This is a genomic window from Amycolatopsis sp. La24 (assembly GCF_029087445.1).
In the GTDB taxonomy this organism is placed as follows: Bacteria; Actinomycetota; Actinomycetes; order Mycobacteriales; family Pseudonocardiaceae; genus Amycolatopsis; species Amycolatopsis nivea.
The window spans coordinates 46797-64154 of the sequence record NZ_JARACH010000036.1 but is presented as its reverse complement, the minus strand read 5'-3'; the positions used below and the strand labels follow the sequence as shown (position 1 = coordinate 64154).

Sequence of the window (17358 nt, the reverse complement as noted above, 5' to 3'; positions counted from 1 at the left end):
TGGAGGCATGGCCGATCCCGAGCTCTTCCGTTTCACGATCGACAACGGTCTGCGCGTGGTGCTCGCTCCTGACCCGACCGCGCCGGTGGTCGGGGTCAGCGTGCACTACGACGTGGGCTTCCGTTCCGAGCCGGAGGGGTTGACCGGTTTCGCGCACCTCTTCGAGCACCTGATGTTCCAGGGCAGCGAAAGCCTGGAGAAACTGGCGCACTTCCGGCACGTGCAGTCCAGCGGCGGCACCTTCAACGGTTCCACGCACCCGGACTACACCGACTACTACGAGGTGCTGCCCGCCGCGGCGCTGGAACGCGCGCTGTTCCTCGAGGCCGACCGGATGCGCGCGCCGAAGCTGACCGCGGAGAACCTGGCGAACCAGATCGAGGTCGTCAAGGAGGAAATCCGGCTGAACGTGCGCAACCGGCCGTACGGCGGATTCCCGTGGATCCTGCTGCCGCCGGTGCTGTACTCCACCTTCGCCAACGCGCACGACGGCTACGGCGCCTTCGAAGACCTCGAGGGCGCGACGCTGGACGACTGCGCCGCCTTCTTCGACACCTTCTACTCGCCGGCCAACGCGGTGCTGACCGTCGCGGGCGACTTCGAGGTGGAAGAGGCGAAGGCGCTGGTCCAGAAGCACTTCGGCGACGTCCCGCACCGGCCGGCCCCGGTCCGTCCGTCGTTCTCCGAGCCGCTGCCCACCACGCAGCTGAACGGCGAGCACACCGACCCGCACGCGCCGCTGCCCGCGCTGGCCGTCGGCTACCGGATGCCGGACCCGATCAACGACCTCGACGGCTACCTCGCGTACCTGGTGCTGGCGGGCGTGCTCACCGACGGTGACGGCTCGCGGCTGCAGCAGCGGCTGGTGCACGTCGAACCGCTGGTGGTCGACGTCGGCGCGGGCGCCGGGCTCTTCGGCCCGTTCGAGGCGCGCGATCCGGACACGTTCACCATCACCGCGATCCACCCGCCGGACGTGCCGCGCGAGCGCGTGCTGGCCGCGCTGGACGAGGAGCTGGAGAAGCTCGCGTCCACCCCGCCGGACGACCAGGAACTGAAGAAGGTCACCGCGCGCTGGGCGGCGAGCCTGCACGCGGAGCACGACCGGCTCGTGTCGCGCACCCTGGCGCTCGGCGCGTTCGAACTGCTCTACGGCGACGCGTCGCTGGTCTACCAGCTCGCCGACCGCCTGTCCGCGGTCTCTGGCGAGGCTGTGTCGGCGGCGGCGAAGGCGCTGCGCCCGGACGCGCGCGCCGTGCTCGTCGTGAAGCCCGCAAGCACCGAAGGGACGGAACAGTGACCTCGGCTGAACAGGTCAAAGCCGCACACCGCAGCGCCGAGGAGATCGGCCGCACCGCCGCCGGACCGCGTCCGCTGCCCGCGCTGGGGCACCAGCGCGCCGCCGCCGATCTGTCCCATGTGGACACCACGCTGTCCAACGGGCTGCGCGTGCTCGCGGTGCGCAAGGCGAGCGTCCCGATGGTCGAGCTGCGGCTGTGGATCCCGTTCGCGGGCGAGGACCGGATGCACGCGGCCACCGCCGAGGTACTCGCGGAAACCGTGCTCACCGGCACCGCGCGGCGCGACCGGGTGGAGATCGACGCCGAGGTCGCGCTGATCGGCGGCGACCTCAACGCGGGCGTGGACCCGGAGCGGCTGTACTTCGGCGGCACCGCGCTGTCCGACGGCCTGCCGACGCTGCTGGACGTGCTCGGCGACGTGCTCACCGGAGCCACGTACGGCGACGCGGAGGTCGCGCGCGAGCGGGAGCGGCTGATCGAGCGCATCGCGGTGTCGCGGACGCAGCCGCGCACCATCGCGCGCGAAGCACTGCAGAAGCACCGGTACGGCGACCACCCGGCGACCCGTGAGGTCCCGCAGGCCGAGGACGTCGCCGAGGTGACTCCCGAGCAGGTGCGCGCGCTGCACAACGCTTCGGTGCTGCCGCGCGGTGCGGTGCTCGTGCTGGTCGGAGACCTTGACCCGCAAGAGGTTCCGGCCGAACTGGAGCGCGCGCTCGGCGGCTGGAAGTCGGACCGTTCGGCCGTGGTGCTGCCGCCGCTGCCCGCGCTGACCGGCGGCAACGTCCTGCTGGTTCCGCGCGCCGGCGCGGTGCAGTCGCAGATCCGGCTGTCCGCGCAGACGGTGCCGCGCGTCGACCCGCGGTACCCGGCGCTGCAGCTGGCGAACCTGGCGTTCGGCGGATACTTCTCCTCGCGGCTGGTGGAAAACATCCGCGAGGACAAGGGATACACCTACGGCGCGCACTCGGGCTTCGAGTTCACCGGCGACACCGCAGTGGTCAATGTGGACGCGGACACCGCCAACGAGGTCACCGCGGCGGCGTACCTGGAAACCCGCTACGAGCTGTTCCGGCTCGGCACCGTGCCGCCGACGGCCGAAGAGGTCGAATCGGTGCGGCAGTACGCGATGGGCTCGCTCGTCACCGGCACGTCGTCGCAGGGCGGGCTCGCCGGGCAGCTGATGGCGCTGGCCTCGAACGGCCTCGGCATCGAATGGCTGCAGAGCCACCCGGAGCGGCTCGCGGCCGTCACCGCGGAGCAGGTCGCCGAAGCCGCGGCGGAGTTCTTCGCGCCGGGCCGGTTCACCGGAGTCGTGGTCGGCGACGCGGACCTGCTCGCGCCGAAGCTGGCCGCGCTCGGAGTTTCCACCAGCGAGAAGGACTGATGAGCGTTCCGTTCGAACTAGGGGCACTGCCGACCCTGTCGCGTTCCACAGTGGACCGGCAGGAAACCTTGCGCACCAACCCGGAGCGGCTCGCCGCGAAATGGTCGGAAGCCCGCGTGGTGCTGCTCGACGACACCGGCCGCACGCCGGTCCTCGAGGGCGGCTCATCGCTGGCCACCCGCAAGGCGATGGACTTCGGCACCGAACCGCCCGCCGACGCGGTGTTCCTCGGCGAGTGGGAGGACGTCGACTACTGGTCGCTGCCCGGCTCCATCGAGGGCGACGTCGACAGCGTCCGGCTGGCGGGCAGCTGGGGCGTGATCGAAGAGGTCCCGCGCGCCAACGGCGAGCTGTGGGTCGAACTGCGCGGCTACGGCGAGCAGCTGGACGACACGTCGGCCGGGCTGTTCACCACCGCGCAGGCGCTGCGGCACTGGCGGCGGCAGTCGCGCTTCTGCACCCGCGACGGTTCGCCGACGCAGCTGATCCAGTTCGGCTGGGCCAGCCGCTGCGAAGCCAAGGGACACGAGGAATACCCGCGCACCGACCCGGCGGTGATCTGCCTGGTGCACGACCTCGACGGCGTCAACGGTTCGCACGTGCTGCTCGCGCGCCAGCCGATCTGGCCGCCGGACCGGTACTCGGTGCTCGCCGGATTCGTGGAGGCGGGGGAGTCCCTGGAGGGCTGCGTCGTCCGCGAAATCCGCGAGGAGGCCGGGATCGAGGTCGGGGACGTGCGATATCTCGGCAGCCAGCCGTGGCCGTTCCCGCGCTCGATCATGCTGGGGTTCACCGCGCGCGCGGACCGCAACGCGCCGCTGGTCCCGGCCGAGGGCGAGATCGAGGAAGCGCTGTGGGTGTCCCGTGAGGACGTCCGGGCCGCGTTCCGCAACGCCGGAACCGGGGTGCCGACGCCGATCGCCGGTGGCGCGTCGAATCTGCTGCTGCCGGGGAACTCGTCGATCGCCCGCGTGATGTTGAAAGCGTGGGCGGAAGCCGAGGAGTAACTCTCCCGCGATGCGAGCCTCTGGGCCTCGTGAGCGGCGACGCCGGTTAGAACCGGTCTAGCCACTCACGAGGCTCAGTTGCGTTGCGGCCTCCCCGCCCCGGACCACGCCCTGTCCGCGGTCCGCCTCGGCCAACCCAGCGCGTTCGCCTGATCACCCTGCGCCTAGCGCGGACATCCCGCGGTATCAAGCCGTTACCGCGCTGTTTCCCGAGCCCATTGACGGCGTGTGGCCGCGCTCACTACAGTCCCGGAAAACCGTCTGTAAAGTTTCCTAATAAAGGAGCAGCCAGGTGCGAGCCGGCAGTCCGCGAACGTTGCGCGAGATGAACGACCGCGCGGCGATCGAGGCGTTGCTGCGGAACGGGCCGCTCACGCGGGCCGAGCTGGAGGCCGCCATCGGGTTGTCCAAACCCGCTACCGCGCAGCTGCTCACCCGCCTTGAGCAGGACAATCTCGTCGGCAAAGCCGGGGAGCGCGCCGGCGGCGGACGCGGGCCGCGCGCCCAGCTGTGGGCGGTCAACGGCGCCCTCGCGCACGTCGCGGCCGTCGACCTCACCCCGCGGGTCGCGGACTTCGTGGTCGCCGACGTCGCCGGGGCCGTGCTCGCCGAGTACCGCGTGCAGCTTCCGGTGGCCGAGGACGCCGACGTCGTCGGCTCGTTCGGGCAGGCGCTGCGCCGGGTCACCAAGGCCGCGGGCATGCAGCTCGACGATCTGGCCAATGTGGTCATCGGCGCGCAGGGCGCGTTCGACCCGCGCACCGGATTGCTGTCCTCGGCACCGCACATCCCGGGCTGGCTCGGGTTCAACGTGCCGAAGCGGCTGAGCGACGAACTCGGCGTGACGGTCAAGATCGAGAACGACGTAAACCTTGTCGCCGTTGAGGAAATGACCGTCGGCAACGCGCAGGACGTCGACGACTTCGTCCTGGTCTGGCTGTCCGAGGGCGTCGGCGGCGCGGTCGTCATCGGACGGCGGCTGCTGCGCGGCGCGACCGGTGGCGGTGGCGAGATCGACTGGATGCGCGTCCCCGATCCGGCCACTGTGGACACTGGCGACAGCTGGCCCTCGGCCGGAGCCCGGTACGGCAACCTGGTCGACTCGTCCGCGATCGTCCGGCTCGCCAAGGCGCACGGCATCTCCGCGGACAGCGGATGGGACGCCGTCACCCAGGCGCGACGCGTTGCCCACCAAGGGTTTCTGGACGATCTCGCGCGGCGCGTCGCCAGCGGGGTCGCCAGCCTCGTCGCGGTCGCCGACCCGCAGCTCATCCTGCTGTGCGGCGAGACCAGCCGCGCCGGCGGCGACGAGTTCGCCGGGATCGTCGCGGAAAAACTGCACGAACTTGTCCTGCCGCGCACGCCCGTCGGCGTCGCTTCGGTGCAGGGCAACGCGGTGCGCGCCGGTGCGTTGCAGTCCGCGCTCGCCACCGCCCGTGAGGACGTCTTCGGCGTTGTCACCCCCACGCTCCTCGGGCCGCGTCGGTCCGCCGGAGAGCAAGCCCCGTCCCCGACCGAGTAGACCCACCCGATGGACAGGAGGGTTCATGTCCGCTCCCACCCGCATCCGGGGTCTCGCGCGCAAGCGCGGATCCCTGGTGCTCAGCGCTCTCGCGGCGAGCACGCTGCTGGCGACCGCCGCGTGCGGCGCCGCCGCGCCCGCAGGCGGCGGTGACGCCGCGGCCCCGCCGAACAAGGACGACAAGCTCACCATCACCGTCTACAGCAAGTTCACCGACCGCGAGTACGGCGTGGTCACGAAGGCGCTGGACAAGCTCAAAGCGAAGTTCCCCAACATCACCATCAAGCACGAGGGGAACCAGGACGACGACAAGCTCACCCAGTCGATCCGCGGCGGCAACCCGCCGGACGTGGCGATCTCGTTCTACACCGACAACCTCGGCGCGTGGTGCTCGACCGGCAGTTTCCAGGACCTGAAGCCCTACCTCGAGCGCGACAAGATCGACCTCGAGCAGATCCCGCAGGCGGTCCGCGACTACACGTCGTACCAGGGCAAGCGGTGCGCGATGCCGATGCTCGCCGACGTGTACGGGTTCTTCTACAACAAGACGCAGTTCGCGGCCAAGGGCATCGCAGGCCCGCCGAAGAACACCACCGAACTGTTCGAGGACGTCAAGAAGCTCACCGAGTTCAACCCGGACGGTTCGATCAAGACCGCGGGCTTCCTGCCGTCGATGCCGTTCTACGCCAACCAGGCGCAGTACTGGGCGCCGAACTTCGGGGCCAAGTTCATGGGTCCGGACGGGAAATCGTCGCTCGCTTCCAGCCCCGGCTGGAAGGAGATGTTCCAGTTCCAGAAGAAGCTCATCGACTTCTACGGCGGGCACGAGAAGGTCGAGAAGTTCAAGGCCGGTCTCGGTGACGAATACTCGAAGGACAACGGTTTCCAGACCGGCAAGCTTTCGATGATCTACGACGGCGAATTCCGCACCGCGTTCATCAAGGACCAGGTGCCCTCGCTCGACTACGGCACCGCGCCCGCGCCGGTGCTCGACAGCCTGGCCGGCCAGTACGGCGGCGGGTTCGGCACCGGCACGATCATCGCGATCCCGAAGGGCGCGAAGAATCCCGGCGCGGCGTGGGAGCTGATCAAGCAGGCCTCGCTCGACACCGACACCCTCGTCGAGATGGCCAACGGCCTCAACAACGTGCCCAGCACCAAGGATTCGCTGAACTCGCCGAACCTGAAGATGCCGCCGCAGTTCAAGACCTTCACCGACATCTACAACAGCGGCAAGCTGGTCGCCAACCCGACGACGCCGATCGGCGACGCGTTCCTCAAGGCGGTCAACGACTTCGCCGAGAAGTGGCAGGCCGGGTCGGTGCCTGATCTGGACGCGGGCCTCAAGAAGGTCGACGCGCAGATCAACGACGAACTGGCGCAGAAGGGCGCCGGCGGATGACCACGCTGACCGCAGCGGAAACCGGAACCCCCTCCGCGCCGAACCAGGCGCGGCGGGGGTCTCCCCGGGCCAAGCGCAGGCGCACGGTGTTCTGGTTCATGGCGCCGGCGACCATCGGGTTCCTCATCTTCTTCGCCTACCCGCTCGGCGCGACGCTGTTCTACTCGTTCACCCGCTACGACCTGATCAACCCTCCACAGTGGATCGGGTTCGACAACTACGTGCGCATGTTCACCAGCGAGCCGCTGGTGAAAACCGCCGCGTACAACACGTTGTGGCTGGTGATCATCCTGACCGTCTGCCGGGTGCTGTTCTCGCTTGGCGTCGCGTCGGTGATTTCGCGGCTGAAGTCGGGCGTCGGCATCGTCCGCACGCTCTGCTACCTGCCCGCGCTCGCCCCGCCTGCGGCCGCGACGCTCGCGTTCGTCTTCGTGTTCAACCCGGAATTCGGTCCGGTGAACCGGTTCCTGCGGTTCGTGGGCATCGACGGCGGATTGTGGTTCAACAGCCCGGAAATGTCGAAGCCCGCGCTGACCTTGCTCGCGCTGTGGGGTTCGGGCGAGCTGATGATCATCATCCTGGCCGCGTTGCTGGACGTCCCGCAGGAGCAGTACGAGGCCGCGGAACTCGACGGAGCGGGCCCGGTGCGCCGGTTCTGGCACGTGACGCTGCCGTCGATCTCTCCGGTGCTGCTGTTCGGCGTGGTCAACTCGATGATCTACGCACTGCAGTTCTTCACCCAAGCGATCGTCGCCGCGTCCGCTTCCGCGGGCACCGCGGACGTCGCGGGGAACTCGAAACTGATCGGTGCGCCGGAGAACTCGACGCTGACGTATCCGATCTGGCTGTACGTACAGGGTTTCCGGTACTTCAACATGGGTTACGCGGCGGCGATGGCCGTGCTGCTGTTCCTGGTCTCAGCCGGATTCACGTGGATTTTGGTGCGGCAGATGCGTAAGACGCAACATCAGGAGGACGGAGCATGACGACGCTTTCGGCACCGCCGCGTCCGGCTCCTCCGGTGCATCCGCGGGAGAAGTTCAAGCGGCGCTGGGACAAGAAACTGTCCTTTGTGGCCACGCACGCGGTCGGCATCGCACTCGGCGTGATCTTCATGCTGCCGCTGCTGTTCGTCTTCCTCACCTCGGTGATGAAGAGCGACCAGGCGATGACGTCGAGCCTGTGGCCCACCGAATGGCATTTCGAGAACTTCGTCGAGGTGTTCAGGAAGGCCCCGTTGCTGGAGTACTTCGGCAACAGCTTCCTGTATTCGGCGCTGGCGACGATCGGGGCGCTGGTCTCGGCGATCCCGGCGGCGTACGGGCTGGCGAAACTGCGGTGGCGCGGGCAGAACCTGTGCTTCATGCTCGTCGTGGTCGCGATGATGCTGCCGCCGCAGGTCACCGTCGTCCCGCTGTACGACCTGTGGGTGCGGCTCGGGTTCACCGGCACGCTGGTGCCGCTCATCGTGCCGTACTTCTTCTTCGACGCCTTCTCGATCTTCCTGCTGCGGCAGTTCTTCCTCACCATTCCGAAGGACTACCTCGAAGCGGCGAAGATCGACGGCTGCAACGAGTTCCGGGTGCTCACGCGGGTGCTGATCCCGATGGCGAAGCCGGGGATCGCGGCCACCGCGATGTTCTGCTTCCTGTTCACCTGGAACGACTATTTCGGCCCGCTGCTCTACACGGGCGAGAACAAAGACAACTGGCCGCTTTCACTGGCGATCGCGTCCTTCCGAGGCATGCACCACGTCGAATGGAACCTCACGATGGCCGCCACCGCGCTGATCATGCTGCCGGTGATCGTGCTGTTCGTGTTCGCGCAGAAGTCGTTCGTCAAGGGCATCACGTTCACGGGAGTCAAGGGATGAAACTGGCAGTGGTCGGCGGTGGGTCCACCTACACGCCGGAGCTGATCGACGGCATCGCCGGACGGCGGGCCTCGCTCGACGTCGACGAGATCGTGCTGATCGACCCGGACGCCTACCGGGTCGAGGCGGTCGGCGATTTCAGCCAGCGGCTGCTGAACCACGCGGGGCATTCGGCCCGCGTGCGCACGACGGCGAACCTGGAGGAAGGCGTCGACGGCGCGTCGGCGGTTCTTATCCAGCTGCGCGTCGGCGGTCAGAAGGCACGTGCGTCGGACGAGACGTTCCCGCACATGTGCGGTTGTGTCGGCCAAGAGACGACCGGTGCGGGCGGCCTGGCGAAGGCGCTGCGCACGGTGCCGGTGGTGCTCGACATCGCCGAACGCGTGCGCAAGGTCGCCGGTGACGACACCTGGATCGTCAACTTCACCAACCCGGTCGGCATCGTCACCCGTGCGCTGTTGCAGGAAGGGCACCGCGCGGTCGGCCTGTGCAACGTCGCGATCAACCTGCAGCGCAAGTTCGCGAAGCTGCTCGGAGCTTCGACCGGCGACGTCAAGCTGGTCCACACTGGACTGAATCACCTGAGCTGGGAGCGCGGCGTCCTGGTCGACGGCGTCGACCGGCTGCCGGAACTCCTTGCCCAGCACGCGGAATACCTCGGCGAAGAGGTCAGTGTTCCGGTCGAGTGGATGCAGCGGATGCAGGCGGTGCCGTCGTACTACCTCAAGTACTACTACTCGCACGACGCGCAGGTCGCGAAGCAGCAGACCGAACGTCCGCGCGCCGAGGTGGTCAGCGATGTCGAGGAAGAACTGCTGAAGATCTACCTTGACCCGGAGCAGGTCACGAAGCCGGAATCGCTGGAGAAGCGCGGCGGTGCCTACTACTCGGAGGCAGCGGTGCAGCTCGTGCACGCGCTCACTTCGGGCGGTGCCGCCGAGGAACACGTGGTGAACGTCCGCAACAATGGCACGTTCGATTTCCTCCCGGACGACGCGGTGATCGAGGTTTCGTCCACTGTGGATTCCGCGGGCGCGACGCCGATTCCGCAGTCTCCGGTGGACCCGCGGTTCGCCGGGCTGATCGCCGGGGTCACCGCGTACGAGTACCTGGCTCTGGACGCCGCGATCAAGGGCGGCCGGGACCGGGTCGCGGACGCACTGCTCGCGCACCCGCTGGTCGGCCAGTACACGAAGGCGGACCAGTTCGCGGACGAACTCGTCGCACGCAACCGGGATTTCCTGCCCTGGGCGCGGGCATGAGCGACACCGTCGTCGCGATCGACGGGGGGAACAGCAAGACCGAGGTGCTGGTGGTTTCGCGGGACGGCGTCGTGCTCGGCGCTTCCCGCGGCCCCGGCGTTTCTCCCCAGCGGGTCGGAGTCGACGGATGCGTTGCCGCACTTGAGGAGTTTGTCCAGGAAGCCCTCCGCTCCGGCGGCTTGCCCGCTGAACCGCCGTTCGCCGTGCACACCTCGGCGTACCTGGCGGGCCTCGACTTCCCCCGGGAAGAAGCGGCACTGCACAAGGCTTTGTCGGCGCGCGGGTGGAGTTCCACTTTGGACGTCGGCAACGACGTGCTGGCGCTGCTGAGAGCGGGAAGCTCCGACGGCACCGGGGTAGCGGTGGTATGCGGTGCCGGGATCAACGGCGCTGGCTTCGCCCCGGACGGCCGATCCTACCGTTTTCCCGCCCTGGGCAAGGTTTCCGGCGACTGGGGCGGCGGCTACCGGCTAGGTGAGGAAGCCCTGTGGTGGGCTGTCCGCGCCGAGGACGGCCGGGGTCCGCGGACGGCGCTGGAATCGGCGGTCGCGGAGTACTACGGTGCCTCGACGCTGCTGGATGTGGTGCAGGGCCTGCATTTCGAGGAGATCGATGCCGCCTCGATCCACGGCCTCTGCCCGCTGCTGTTCGAGGTGGCCGCGGCCGGTGACGAGGTCGCGCAGGACGTGGTGACGCGGTTCGCCGAGGAAGTGAGCCTGCTGGTGGCCGCGATCATGCGCCGCCTGGACCTCACGACTTCGGCCCCCGAGGTCATCCTCGGCGGCGGCGTGCTGACCGGCGTCGGCGCGTCCGTGATCGCGGACATCGAACGCCGCTGCCTGAAGGTGGCGCCGCGGGCGCAGGTGCGGGTGGTGGAGGTGAACCCGGTGGTCGGTGCCGCGCTGTTCGGTTTGGACAAACTCGGGGCTTCTGACGATGCGAAGGCTGCGTTGAAGGCCGCGACGCAACGGGCGTGAGTTTGGGGTGGCTGCCCGAAAGCAGCCACCCCTGCCTCGCTCAGGCGGTGAGGTTCTTGCCCGTCTCGAGCACGGACTTCAGGTCGGACAGGACCCACGCCCAGCCGCCGCCCGCGTTCTCGCCGGGACCGGCGTTGATGTCTTCGTGCTGACCGGACACGAGCGCCGCGTGGTTCGGCGCGCCGGTGACGTCGTGGGTGACGGTGAGCCGGGTGCCCGCGGTCTGGGTTTCCTCGATGTCGTAGGTGAGCGTAGTGTACGGCTCGGCCGCGAGGCTCGGGTCCATCTGCAGTTTCCAGGTGATCACCAGCTTGCGCGGCGGATCGACCTCGAGCACTTCGCCGTCGAGGAGGTCGCTGGTGAAGCCGGAGTCGATGAACTCCTGGGTCGGCTTGGTGCGGTGCTTGCCGCCGCGCTTGAGGTCGAACTCGGCCAGGCCGGTGTAGCCGTACTTCGCGGTCCATTCCGGCTTGGTGACGGCGTCCCACACCGCCTGCGGGGAGGCCTTGATGTAGACGCGGTTGACCAGCACAGTCGTGGTGTCGCTCATGGTCCGGGCTCCTTCTGGGATTCTTCGGCTTCGAGCTGGGCCTTGAGGTCCAGCAGTGCCGCGGTGTGGTGTGCGGTGTACTTGTCGATCCAGCGGTCGTGGATCTGGCGGATCGGGACCGGGTTCAGGAAATGCCGTTTCTCCCGGCCCTCCTTGCGCGAGACGACCAGCTCGGCCTCCTCGAGCAGCTTGAGGTGTTTCATCACCCCGAACCGGGTCATGTCCACTTCGGACTCCAGCTCGGTGAGCGTGCGGCCGTCGCGCTCGTAGAGCAGGTCGAGCAGGAACCGGCGGGTCGGATCCGCCAGAGCCTTGAAAACCAGGTCCTCGTCGGGCACGCACCGAGAATAGGTGACCAAAAGGTCACATGTCAACCAGAAGAACGGCCGCTGGGCTTCCAACGAGGGAAACCCAGCGGCCGGAGGGGGGAACGCTAAAGCAACGCGCCCAGCGGCAGGATCAACGCGATCGCCACCACCGAGATCACCGTTTCCATCACCGACCAGCTCTTCAGCGTCTGGCCGACCGACATCCCGAAGTACTCCTTGACCAGCCAGAACCCGGCATCGTTCAGGTGCGAGAAGAAGAGCGACCCGGCACCGATGGCCAGCACTAGCAGTGCGTTGTGCGTCGGGTCCAGCGTCGCGGCCAGCGGCGCGACGATGCCCGCCGCGGAGACGGTCGCGACCGTGGCCGAGCCCGTCGCCAGGCGGATCGCCACCGCGACCAGCCAGCCGAGCAGCAGCGGGGACAGGTCCGCGCCCTTGGAAAGGCTGGTGATCACGTCGCCGACCCCGGCGTCCACGAGGGTCTGCTTGAACCCGCCGCCCGCGGCCACGATCAGCACGATCCCGGCGATCGGGCCGAGGGAATCGCCGATGATCGACGAGAGACGTTCCCGGTTCAGCCGTGCCGGGCGGCCCAGCACGACCATGCCGACGAGGACCGCCAGGAGCAGCGCGACGAGCGGGTCGCCGATGAAGTCCAGGACCCGGCGGGCCGGGTTTCCCTTGTCCGCCAAGATGTCCGCGAGCGCCTTGGCCAGCATCAGGACCACTGGCAGCAGCACCGTGGCCAGCGTCGCGAAGAAGCTCGGGCGGTGCTTTTCGTCGGTGCCCTCGGATTCCGGGACCAGCCGGGCGGGCGGAGCGGCGTCGGGCACCATTTTGGCGGCGAGACGGCCGAACAGCGGGCCGGCGATGATCACCGTGGGAATGCCGACCAGCAGGCCCAGCCCCAGGGTGAGGCCGACGTTGGCGTTCAGCGATCCGGCGGCGGCCAGCGGGCCGGGGTGCGGCGGGATCAGGCCGTGCAGCACCGACAGGCCGGCCAGCGCCGGGATTCCCAGCAGCAGTACCGGTTTCCCGCTGCGCTTGGCGACCAGCAGCACCACCGGGATCAGCATCACGAGGCCGATCTCGAAGAACATCGGCAACCCGATCAGCGCGGCCACCAGCGCCATCGCCCACGGCAGCCCCGGACCGCGAACCCGGCCGAGCACGGTGTCGACGATCCGGTCCGCGCCGCCGGAATCGGCGAGCAGTTTGCCCAGCATCGCCCCGAACGCGATCAGCACGCCGACGGACGCGACGGTGCTGCCGACACCGTTCGTGAAGCTCTTCAGCAGTTTGTCGATCGGCATCCCGGCGACCAGGCCGAGCACGCCGGAACCCAGCGTGAGCGCGAGCAGCGGATGCAGTTTCACCTTGCTGATCAGCACCACGATCACGGCGATGGCGAGCACCGTGGCGACGATCAGGCGGGTGTCGTGGCCGGTCCAGCCGGCGGCGAGGGCGGTCATGCGCGCTCCTGGAACGCTTTCAGCGCCGACGCGACGAGGTCGGCGGGCGGGCGGCTGATGTCGAAGGTCGCTCCCGGCTCGTCCGCTTCCAGCGGTTCGAGGTCGGCGAGCTGGGAATCGAGCAGCGAGACCGGCATGAAGTGGCCGCTGCGGGTCTTCATCCGCTCGGCGAGCAGGTCACGCGAGCCCTGCAGATGCAAGAACCACACGTCCCCGCCGCCGCGCAGCACGTCGCGGTAGCGCCGCTTCAGCGCGGACGAGCTGACCACGGCGCCGTTTTCGTGATGCTTGCCGATCCACTCCGCGATCGCGGCGAGCCACGGTGCCCGGTCCTCGTCGTTCAGCGGGTGCCCGGCGGTCATCTTCTCGATGTTCGCTCGCGGGTGGAAGGTGTCTGCCTCGGCGTACACGGTCCCGAGTTCCTTGGCGAGCGCCGTGCCGACTGTCGTCTTGCCCGAGCCCGATACGCCCATCACCACGATGACCGTCATGCGCACCTCCCACGTCTTTGTGCCCTGGAGAGTCAAACTCAAAAGTACTACTTAATCAAGAAGAAGTAGTACTTAATCGAGTCAGAGGGTTAGGTTGAGCCGGTGGGGAATGATCGGCACGAGGACATGCTCGACGAGCTCGGCGCGGCCATCGCGAGCGGCGAGCTGGCTCCGGGCGCGGTGCTGCGCTCGGAGGAGCTGCAGGAGCGGTACGGGGCGTCGCGGACGGTCGCCCGCGAGGTGGTCCGGGTCCTCGAGACGATGGGGTTGACCAGCAGCCGCCGCCGCGTCGGGGTCACCGTCCGCGAGCCGGCCGAGTGGAACCACTATGACCCGAGGCTGATCCGCTGGCAGCTCGACGGAGCCGACCGGCCGACCGCGCTGCGCACGCTGACCGAGCTGCGTTCGGCCGTCGAACCGTGTGCCGCGCGGTTCGCCGCGCTCCGGGCGACCCCGGAGGAACGCGGACGGCTGCGCGCGCTGGCGGTGCATCTCCAGCGCACGGCGCGGGCTCGCGACCTGGACGCCTTCCTCGGCCACGACGTCGCATTCCACGATCTGCTGCTGTCCGCGTCGCGGAATCCGATGTTCGCGCAGCTGTCCTCAGTGGTCGCCGAAGTGCTCGCCGGCCGCACCGGCCACGGCCTGATGCCGGACGAACCGCAGCCCGAGGCGGTCGCGCTGCACGTCGAGGTCGCCGAAGCGATCGACCTCGCCGACGCGGCTCGCGCCGAACGCGCGATGCGCGACATCGTGGAGCAGGCACGCGAGGAAATCGCCGCCGCGGTGTCGAGTAATCTCGGCGACTGAATCGTCCACGTTCGGGGGGGCTACAGGTGAGCGCGGCGCGCGCGATCGGCTTGATTCTCGGTTTGGCCGCAGACGGTGCACTCGGCGACCCGCGGCGACGTCCGCCGGTCACCGCCTTCCGGCAGGTCGTCGCCGCCACGGGGGCGCGACGCGCGGCAGGCTTGGGAATCGCGGGCGCGGCAGTCGCGGCAGGAGTGCTGGTCGAGCGGACCGGCCGCCGCAGCCCGGTGCTGCAAGCGACGACCACGGCAGTGGCGACCTGGGCGGTCGTCGGCGCGGCCGGGCTGGCGACGCAGGGCACGGAGCTCGCGCGCGATCTCGAAGAAGGCCGTCTCGAACCCGCGCGCGACACACTGTCCGAACTGGACCCGCGCGTCACCGACGGGCTGAGCACGATCGGGCTTTCCCGTGCGTCGGTGGAAACTCTGGCCGAGAACACGTCCGAAGTGGTCGTCACGCCGCTGTTGTGGGGTGCGGTCGCGGGCGTGCCCGGGCTGCTCGCGGCGCGGACGATCGGCTTGCTGCGCCGGCTGCTTCCCGGGCACTGGGTCCTCGACCGGCTTGACGAACTCGTGCACCTCCTGCCGACCAGGGTGGCGGCTGCGTTGACGGTTCTCGGCGCGCCGGTCGTCGGTGGTTCGGCGGGCGGCGCGTGGCGGGCTTGGCGGCGGGACACGATCGCGCATCCGAGCCCGAACGCGGGCCGGGTCGAGGCGGCTTTCGCCGGTGCGCTGGAGATTCGCGTCGGCGGGCGGACCGAGTACCCGCAAGGGGTCGTGGAGTTGCCGGTGCTCGGGGTCGGCCGGAATCCGGACGCCGGGCACGTGACGCGCGCGGTGGAGCTGTCCCGGGTGGTCGGCTGGCTGGCCGCGGGAACGTCGGTGCTCGTCGCGGTACTGACCGGGGTGCGCCGCCGGAACCCTTGAGCCGTCAGGGTTTCAGGTGCGCGATGGCTTCCGCGTCGTTGAAACCGTCCCGTTCGGACAGCAGTGCGCCGATCCGCCGCCGGTCCTCCGATTTCTTGTTCCCGCCGTACTTGAACTTGGCCCGCACCTCGGTCACCGTCAGCTCGATGCCGCGAATCCCAGGCAGCAGCCGCCGATCCGGAGCGTCCACAGCGGACACTGGGATGCGCTTGCCGTCCGGTTCGAAATGCGCCAGCTGGTGGTTCAGCAGCGCTGCTTTCTCCTCGGGATCGTCGATGACCCGGACGTCGCAGGCCAGCTGCACGCTCGCGTAGTAGGAAGTCGGCACGCCGAGCGCGGGATCGTCGGCGGTGTTCCAGTCCGAGCGGATGTAGGTGTAGTCGCCGGTCACCGTCAGCAGGGCGCGCGGGTGTTCCTCCAGCAGCGGCCACACCGGGTTCGGCCGGGCGAGGTGCAGGCGGACGGTAGCGTCGCCGTCGAAGACGAAGTGCGTCGGCACCACCACGGGGAGATCGCGGCCGCGGCCGCCGGCGACGAGTTCGCCGAAATCGTGTCCGGCGAGCCATTCCCGCCATTCGTTCTCGTCCGCGGCGTCCCAGGGGTGGATCAGCATGCCGTCAGTATCAGTGCCGCAAGTGGCCCCGACAAAGAGCCATTTTTGCGAGAAACGACCAGGCCACTTAGGCGGTCGGCGTGTACTCGTCCTCGTCTTCGGCGAGCATCTCCGCGACGGACTTGCGCCGGCCGCGCTGCGGGCGCTCGGTCGTCAGCGCGCCGCCCGGACGCAGTTCGCGGATCGTGAAGTACAGCCAGCCCAGCAACGCCATCGTGCCGAACGCCAGCCACTGCAGCGCGTACGAGAAGTACGGGCCCGATTCGAGCTGTGGCAGCGGTAGCGGGCTGAGCACGCCGGGCTGGTTCTGGTCGAGCTGGAAGTACCCGGGCCGGATCGTGAGGCCGGAAGACTTCGCCACCACGCGCGAGTCGACGGTGTAGCTCTGCAGCTTCCCGTTCGTCGACGCGTCGGCGAACGCGTCGCGGTTCTTCGGGTCCGTCTCGTCGCTTCGCACGCGCGCGACGACCGTCACCTGCCCGCCCGGCGCCGCCGCGTACGGAAGCACGCCGGAGTCACTGCTGAGCCCAACGTAGCCGCGGTCGATCAGGTACACAGTGCCGTCGGTGGCGCGAAGCGGCGTGAGGACCTCGTACGCGCCTTGGCCCTGCACAGTGCGCAGCCGCGCGACAACCTCGGCCGAAGGCAGGTACGTGCCGGTGATCGTCACGAGGTGCCACTCGGTGTTCTTGTCCGGCTTCGTCCCGGGCGGCAACAGTTGCGCCGCGGGCGCGGGTTTCGCGGTGAACGACGTGGTCAGCGCGTTGTTCTGGGTGACCTGCTCGTTGTCGCGGCGGAACTGCCACGGGGCCAGCAGCGTGTAACAGCAGATGGCGAAGGTGAACACCACCACTGTCAACGCCAGCCATCCCGGCCGGAGCAGAAACCGCAACCGCACCCCTCTACGGTAGGCCGTCGCGTTCCGTGCGCGCACCCGGACCGGACGTCACGCCTGTTCGCGGACCCAGTCGAGCAGTCCCGGCACGCTTCGCTCGATCATCCCGAGCACGTCGTCGAAGCCGTCGTCGCCGCCGTAATACGGGTCCGGCACCTCGGCGCCTTCCGGAGCGGACGGGTCGAACGAACGCAGCAACCGCACCCGCGAAGGGTCCTCGACGCGCGACTGCAGGAAGCCCAGGTGGCTCTCGTCGGCGGCGAGCAGCAGGTCGGCTTCGAGGTCTTCGTCGCTGACCTCGGCCGCGATGTGCTGGGTGGGGTAGCCGTGCGCCTTCAACGTGGCGCGCGCCCGCCGGTCGGCCGCCTCGCCGACGTGCCACGGACCGGTGCCCGCGCTGGACACGTGCACGGCGTCCGAGAGACCCGCGTCGGCGAGCTTCTTGCGGAAGACGAGCTCCGCCATGGGGGAGCGGCAGATGTTCCCGGAGCAGACAAACACCAGCTTGGGCATGGTCCGCAGTCTTCCAGAGCGACCGTGC

At 68.9% G+C, this 17358-nt stretch carries 18 protein-coding genes; 11 read left to right on the top strand and 7 right to left on the bottom strand.

From position 1 onward, the window contains the following. Positions 1–7: 7 nt before the first annotated feature. From PUT80_RS29010 to PUT80_RS28970, 9 genes are all read left to right on the top strand, one after another. On the top strand, positions 8–1300 hold the full coding sequence (locus PUT80_RS29010; RefSeq protein ID WP_037815800.1) for a pitrilysin family protein: 1293 nt from the start codon (positions 8–10) through the stop codon (positions 1298–1300). Then, positions 1297–2688 (top strand): pitrilysin family protein, encoded by a 1392-nt coding sequence (locus tag PUT80_RS29005; RefSeq protein ID WP_043834951.1) that lies wholly within the window; start codon positions 1297–1299, stop codon positions 2686–2688. The genes PUT80_RS29010 and PUT80_RS29005 overlap by 4 nt, the downstream gene beginning before the upstream one ends. Beyond that, positions 2688–3695, top strand: a complete 1008-nt coding sequence (nudC, locus tag PUT80_RS29000) for an NAD(+) diphosphatase (protein ID WP_134734157.1) — start codon at positions 2688–2690, stop codon at positions 3693–3695. The genes PUT80_RS29005 and nudC overlap by 1 nt, the downstream gene beginning before the upstream one ends. A 325-nt stretch (positions 3696–4020) precedes the next feature. Continuing rightward, entirely contained in the window at positions 4021–5217 is a 1197-nt protein-coding gene (locus tag PUT80_RS28995) for an ROK family transcriptional regulator (RefSeq protein WP_037816374.1), read from the top strand. 25 nt (positions 5218–5242) lie between these two features. Next, the gene (locus PUT80_RS28990) at positions 5243–6619 is read left to right on the top strand and encodes an extracellular solute-binding protein (RefSeq protein ID WP_037815792.1); all 1377 of its coding nucleotides are present in this window, start codon (positions 5243–5245) and stop codon (positions 6617–6619) included. After that, complete coding sequence (locus PUT80_RS28985) at positions 6616–7605, top strand: sugar ABC transporter permease (protein ID WP_037815791.1); 990 nt, start codon at positions 6616–6618, stop codon at positions 7603–7605. Before PUT80_RS28990 ends, PUT80_RS28985 begins: the two co-directional genes overlap by 4 nt. Beyond that, complete coding sequence (locus PUT80_RS28980; protein ID WP_037815788.1) at positions 7602–8492, top strand: carbohydrate ABC transporter permease; 891 nt, start codon at positions 7602–7604, stop codon at positions 8490–8492. Before PUT80_RS28985 ends, PUT80_RS28980 begins: the two co-directional genes overlap by 4 nt. Next, positions 8489–9754, top strand: a complete 1266-nt coding sequence (locus PUT80_RS28975) for a 6-phospho-beta-glucosidase (protein WP_275294097.1) — start codon at positions 8489–8491, stop codon at positions 9752–9754. Before PUT80_RS28980 ends, PUT80_RS28975 begins: the two co-directional genes overlap by 4 nt. Further along, positions 9751–10731 (top strand): BadF/BadG/BcrA/BcrD ATPase family protein, encoded by a 981-nt coding sequence (locus tag PUT80_RS28970; RefSeq protein ID WP_134734158.1) that lies wholly within the window; start codon positions 9751–9753, stop codon positions 10729–10731. The genes PUT80_RS28975 and PUT80_RS28970 overlap by 4 nt, the downstream gene beginning before the upstream one ends. Positions 10732–10771: 40 nt before the next feature. Here the strand turns inward: PUT80_RS28970 and PUT80_RS28965 are convergent, their stop codons facing one another. The 4 genes from PUT80_RS28965 to PUT80_RS28950 form a co-directional block, all read right to left on the bottom strand. Continuing rightward, a complete protein-coding gene (locus PUT80_RS28965; RefSeq protein WP_043834939.1) occupies positions 10772–11281 on the bottom strand; it encodes an SRPBCC domain-containing protein in 510 nt (169 codons plus the stop codon). Beyond that, entirely contained in the window at positions 11278–11619 is a 342-nt protein-coding gene (locus tag PUT80_RS28960) for a metalloregulator ArsR/SmtB family transcription factor (RefSeq protein WP_037816373.1), read from the bottom strand. Before PUT80_RS28960 ends, PUT80_RS28965 begins: the two co-directional genes overlap by 4 nt. Before the next feature lie 95 nt (positions 11620–11714). Beyond that, the gene (locus PUT80_RS28955; protein ID WP_037815783.1) at positions 11715–13082 is read right to left on the bottom strand and encodes a gluconate:H+ symporter; all 1368 of its coding nucleotides are present in this window, start codon (positions 13080–13082) and stop codon (positions 11715–11717) included. Further along, positions 13079–13573 (bottom strand): gluconokinase, encoded by a 495-nt coding sequence (locus PUT80_RS28950; RefSeq protein ID WP_037815782.1) that lies wholly within the window; start codon positions 13571–13573, stop codon positions 13079–13081. Before PUT80_RS28950 ends, PUT80_RS28955 begins: the two co-directional genes overlap by 4 nt. Positions 13574–13699: 126 nt before the next feature. On the opposite strand from PUT80_RS28950, the gene PUT80_RS28945 reads away from it, so the two are divergent. Next, positions 13700–14383 carry an FCD domain-containing protein gene (locus PUT80_RS28945; protein WP_037815780.1) on the top strand — a complete coding sequence of 228 codons (684 nt, stop codon included), beginning with the start codon at positions 13700–13702 and terminating at the stop codon, positions 14381–14383. Between the two features lie 26 nt (positions 14384–14409). Next, positions 14410–15309, top strand: a complete 900-nt coding sequence (locus PUT80_RS28940; protein ID WP_037815779.1) for a cobalamin biosynthesis protein — start codon at positions 14410–14412, stop codon at positions 15307–15309. A 4-nt stretch (positions 15310–15313) separates the two neighbouring features. Here the strand turns inward: PUT80_RS28940 and PUT80_RS28935 are convergent, their stop codons facing one another. The 3 genes from PUT80_RS28935 to PUT80_RS28925 all read right to left on the bottom strand — a co-directional run bounded on the left by PUT80_RS28935 (position 15314) and on the right by PUT80_RS28925 (position 17330). Further along, complete coding sequence (locus PUT80_RS28935) at positions 15314–15922, bottom strand: FMN-binding negative transcriptional regulator (protein WP_275294096.1); 609 nt, start codon at positions 15920–15922, stop codon at positions 15314–15316. Positions 15923–15989: 67 nt separating this feature from the next. After that, a complete protein-coding gene (locus tag PUT80_RS28930) occupies positions 15990–16820 on the bottom strand; it encodes an SURF1 family cytochrome oxidase biogenesis protein (RefSeq protein WP_037815776.1) in 831 nt (276 codons plus the stop codon). A 48-nt stretch (positions 16821–16868) separates the two neighbouring features. Next, positions 16869–17330 (bottom strand): low molecular weight protein-tyrosine-phosphatase, encoded by a 462-nt coding sequence (locus PUT80_RS28925; RefSeq protein WP_275294095.1) that lies wholly within the window; start codon positions 17328–17330, stop codon positions 16869–16871. Positions 17331–17358 lie beyond the last annotated feature (28 nt).

Excerpts from the sequence above, each read along its gene's own strand:
- PUT80_RS28945 (WP_037815780.1), top strand. The coding sequence starts at position 13,700 with ATGCTCGACGAGCTCGGCGCGGCCATCGCGAGCGGCGAGCTGGCTCCG.
- PUT80_RS28990 (WP_037815792.1), top strand. The coding sequence starts at position 5,243 with ATGTCCGCTCCCACCCGCATCCGGGGTCTCGCGCGCAAGCGCGGATCC.
- PUT80_RS28970 (WP_134734158.1), top strand. The coding sequence starts at position 9,751 with ATGAGCGACACCGTCGTCGCGATCGACGGGGGGAACAGCAAGACCGAG.
- PUT80_RS29010 (WP_037815800.1), top strand. The coding sequence starts at position 8 with ATGGCCGATCCCGAGCTCTTCCGTTTCACGATCGACAACGGTCTGCGC.
- PUT80_RS28950 (WP_037815782.1), bottom strand. The coding sequence starts at position 13,573 with ATGACGGTCATCGTGGTGATGGGCGTATCGGGCTCGGGCAAGACGACA.
- PUT80_RS28955 (WP_037815783.1), bottom strand. The coding sequence starts at position 13,082 with ATGACCGCCCTCGCCGCCGGCTGGACCGGCCACGACACCCGCCTGATC.
- PUT80_RS28965 (WP_043834939.1), bottom strand. The coding sequence starts at position 11,281 with ATGAGCGACACCACGACTGTGCTGGTCAACCGCGTCTACATCAAGGCC.
- PUT80_RS28980 (WP_037815788.1), top strand. The coding sequence starts at position 7,602 with ATGACGACGCTTTCGGCACCGCCGCGTCCGGCTCCTCCGGTGCATCCG.
- nudC (WP_134734157.1), top strand. The coding sequence starts at position 2,688 with ATGAGCGTTCCGTTCGAACTAGGGGCACTGCCGACCCTGTCGCGTTCC.
- PUT80_RS28925 (WP_275294095.1), bottom strand. The coding sequence starts at position 17,330 with ATGCCCAAGCTGGTGTTTGTCTGCTCCGGGAACATCTGCCGCTCCCCC.
- PUT80_RS28985 (WP_037815791.1), top strand. The coding sequence starts at position 6,616 with ATGACCACGCTGACCGCAGCGGAAACCGGAACCCCCTCCGCGCCGAAC.
- PUT80_RS28975 (WP_275294097.1), top strand. The coding sequence starts at position 8,489 with ATGAAACTGGCAGTGGTCGGCGGTGGGTCCACCTACACGCCGGAGCTG.
- PUT80_RS28935 (WP_275294096.1), bottom strand. The coding sequence starts at position 15,922 with ATGCTGATCCACCCCTGGGACGCCGCGGACGAGAACGAATGGCGGGAA.
- PUT80_RS28995 (WP_037816374.1), top strand. The coding sequence starts at position 4,021 with ATGAACGACCGCGCGGCGATCGAGGCGTTGCTGCGGAACGGGCCGCTC.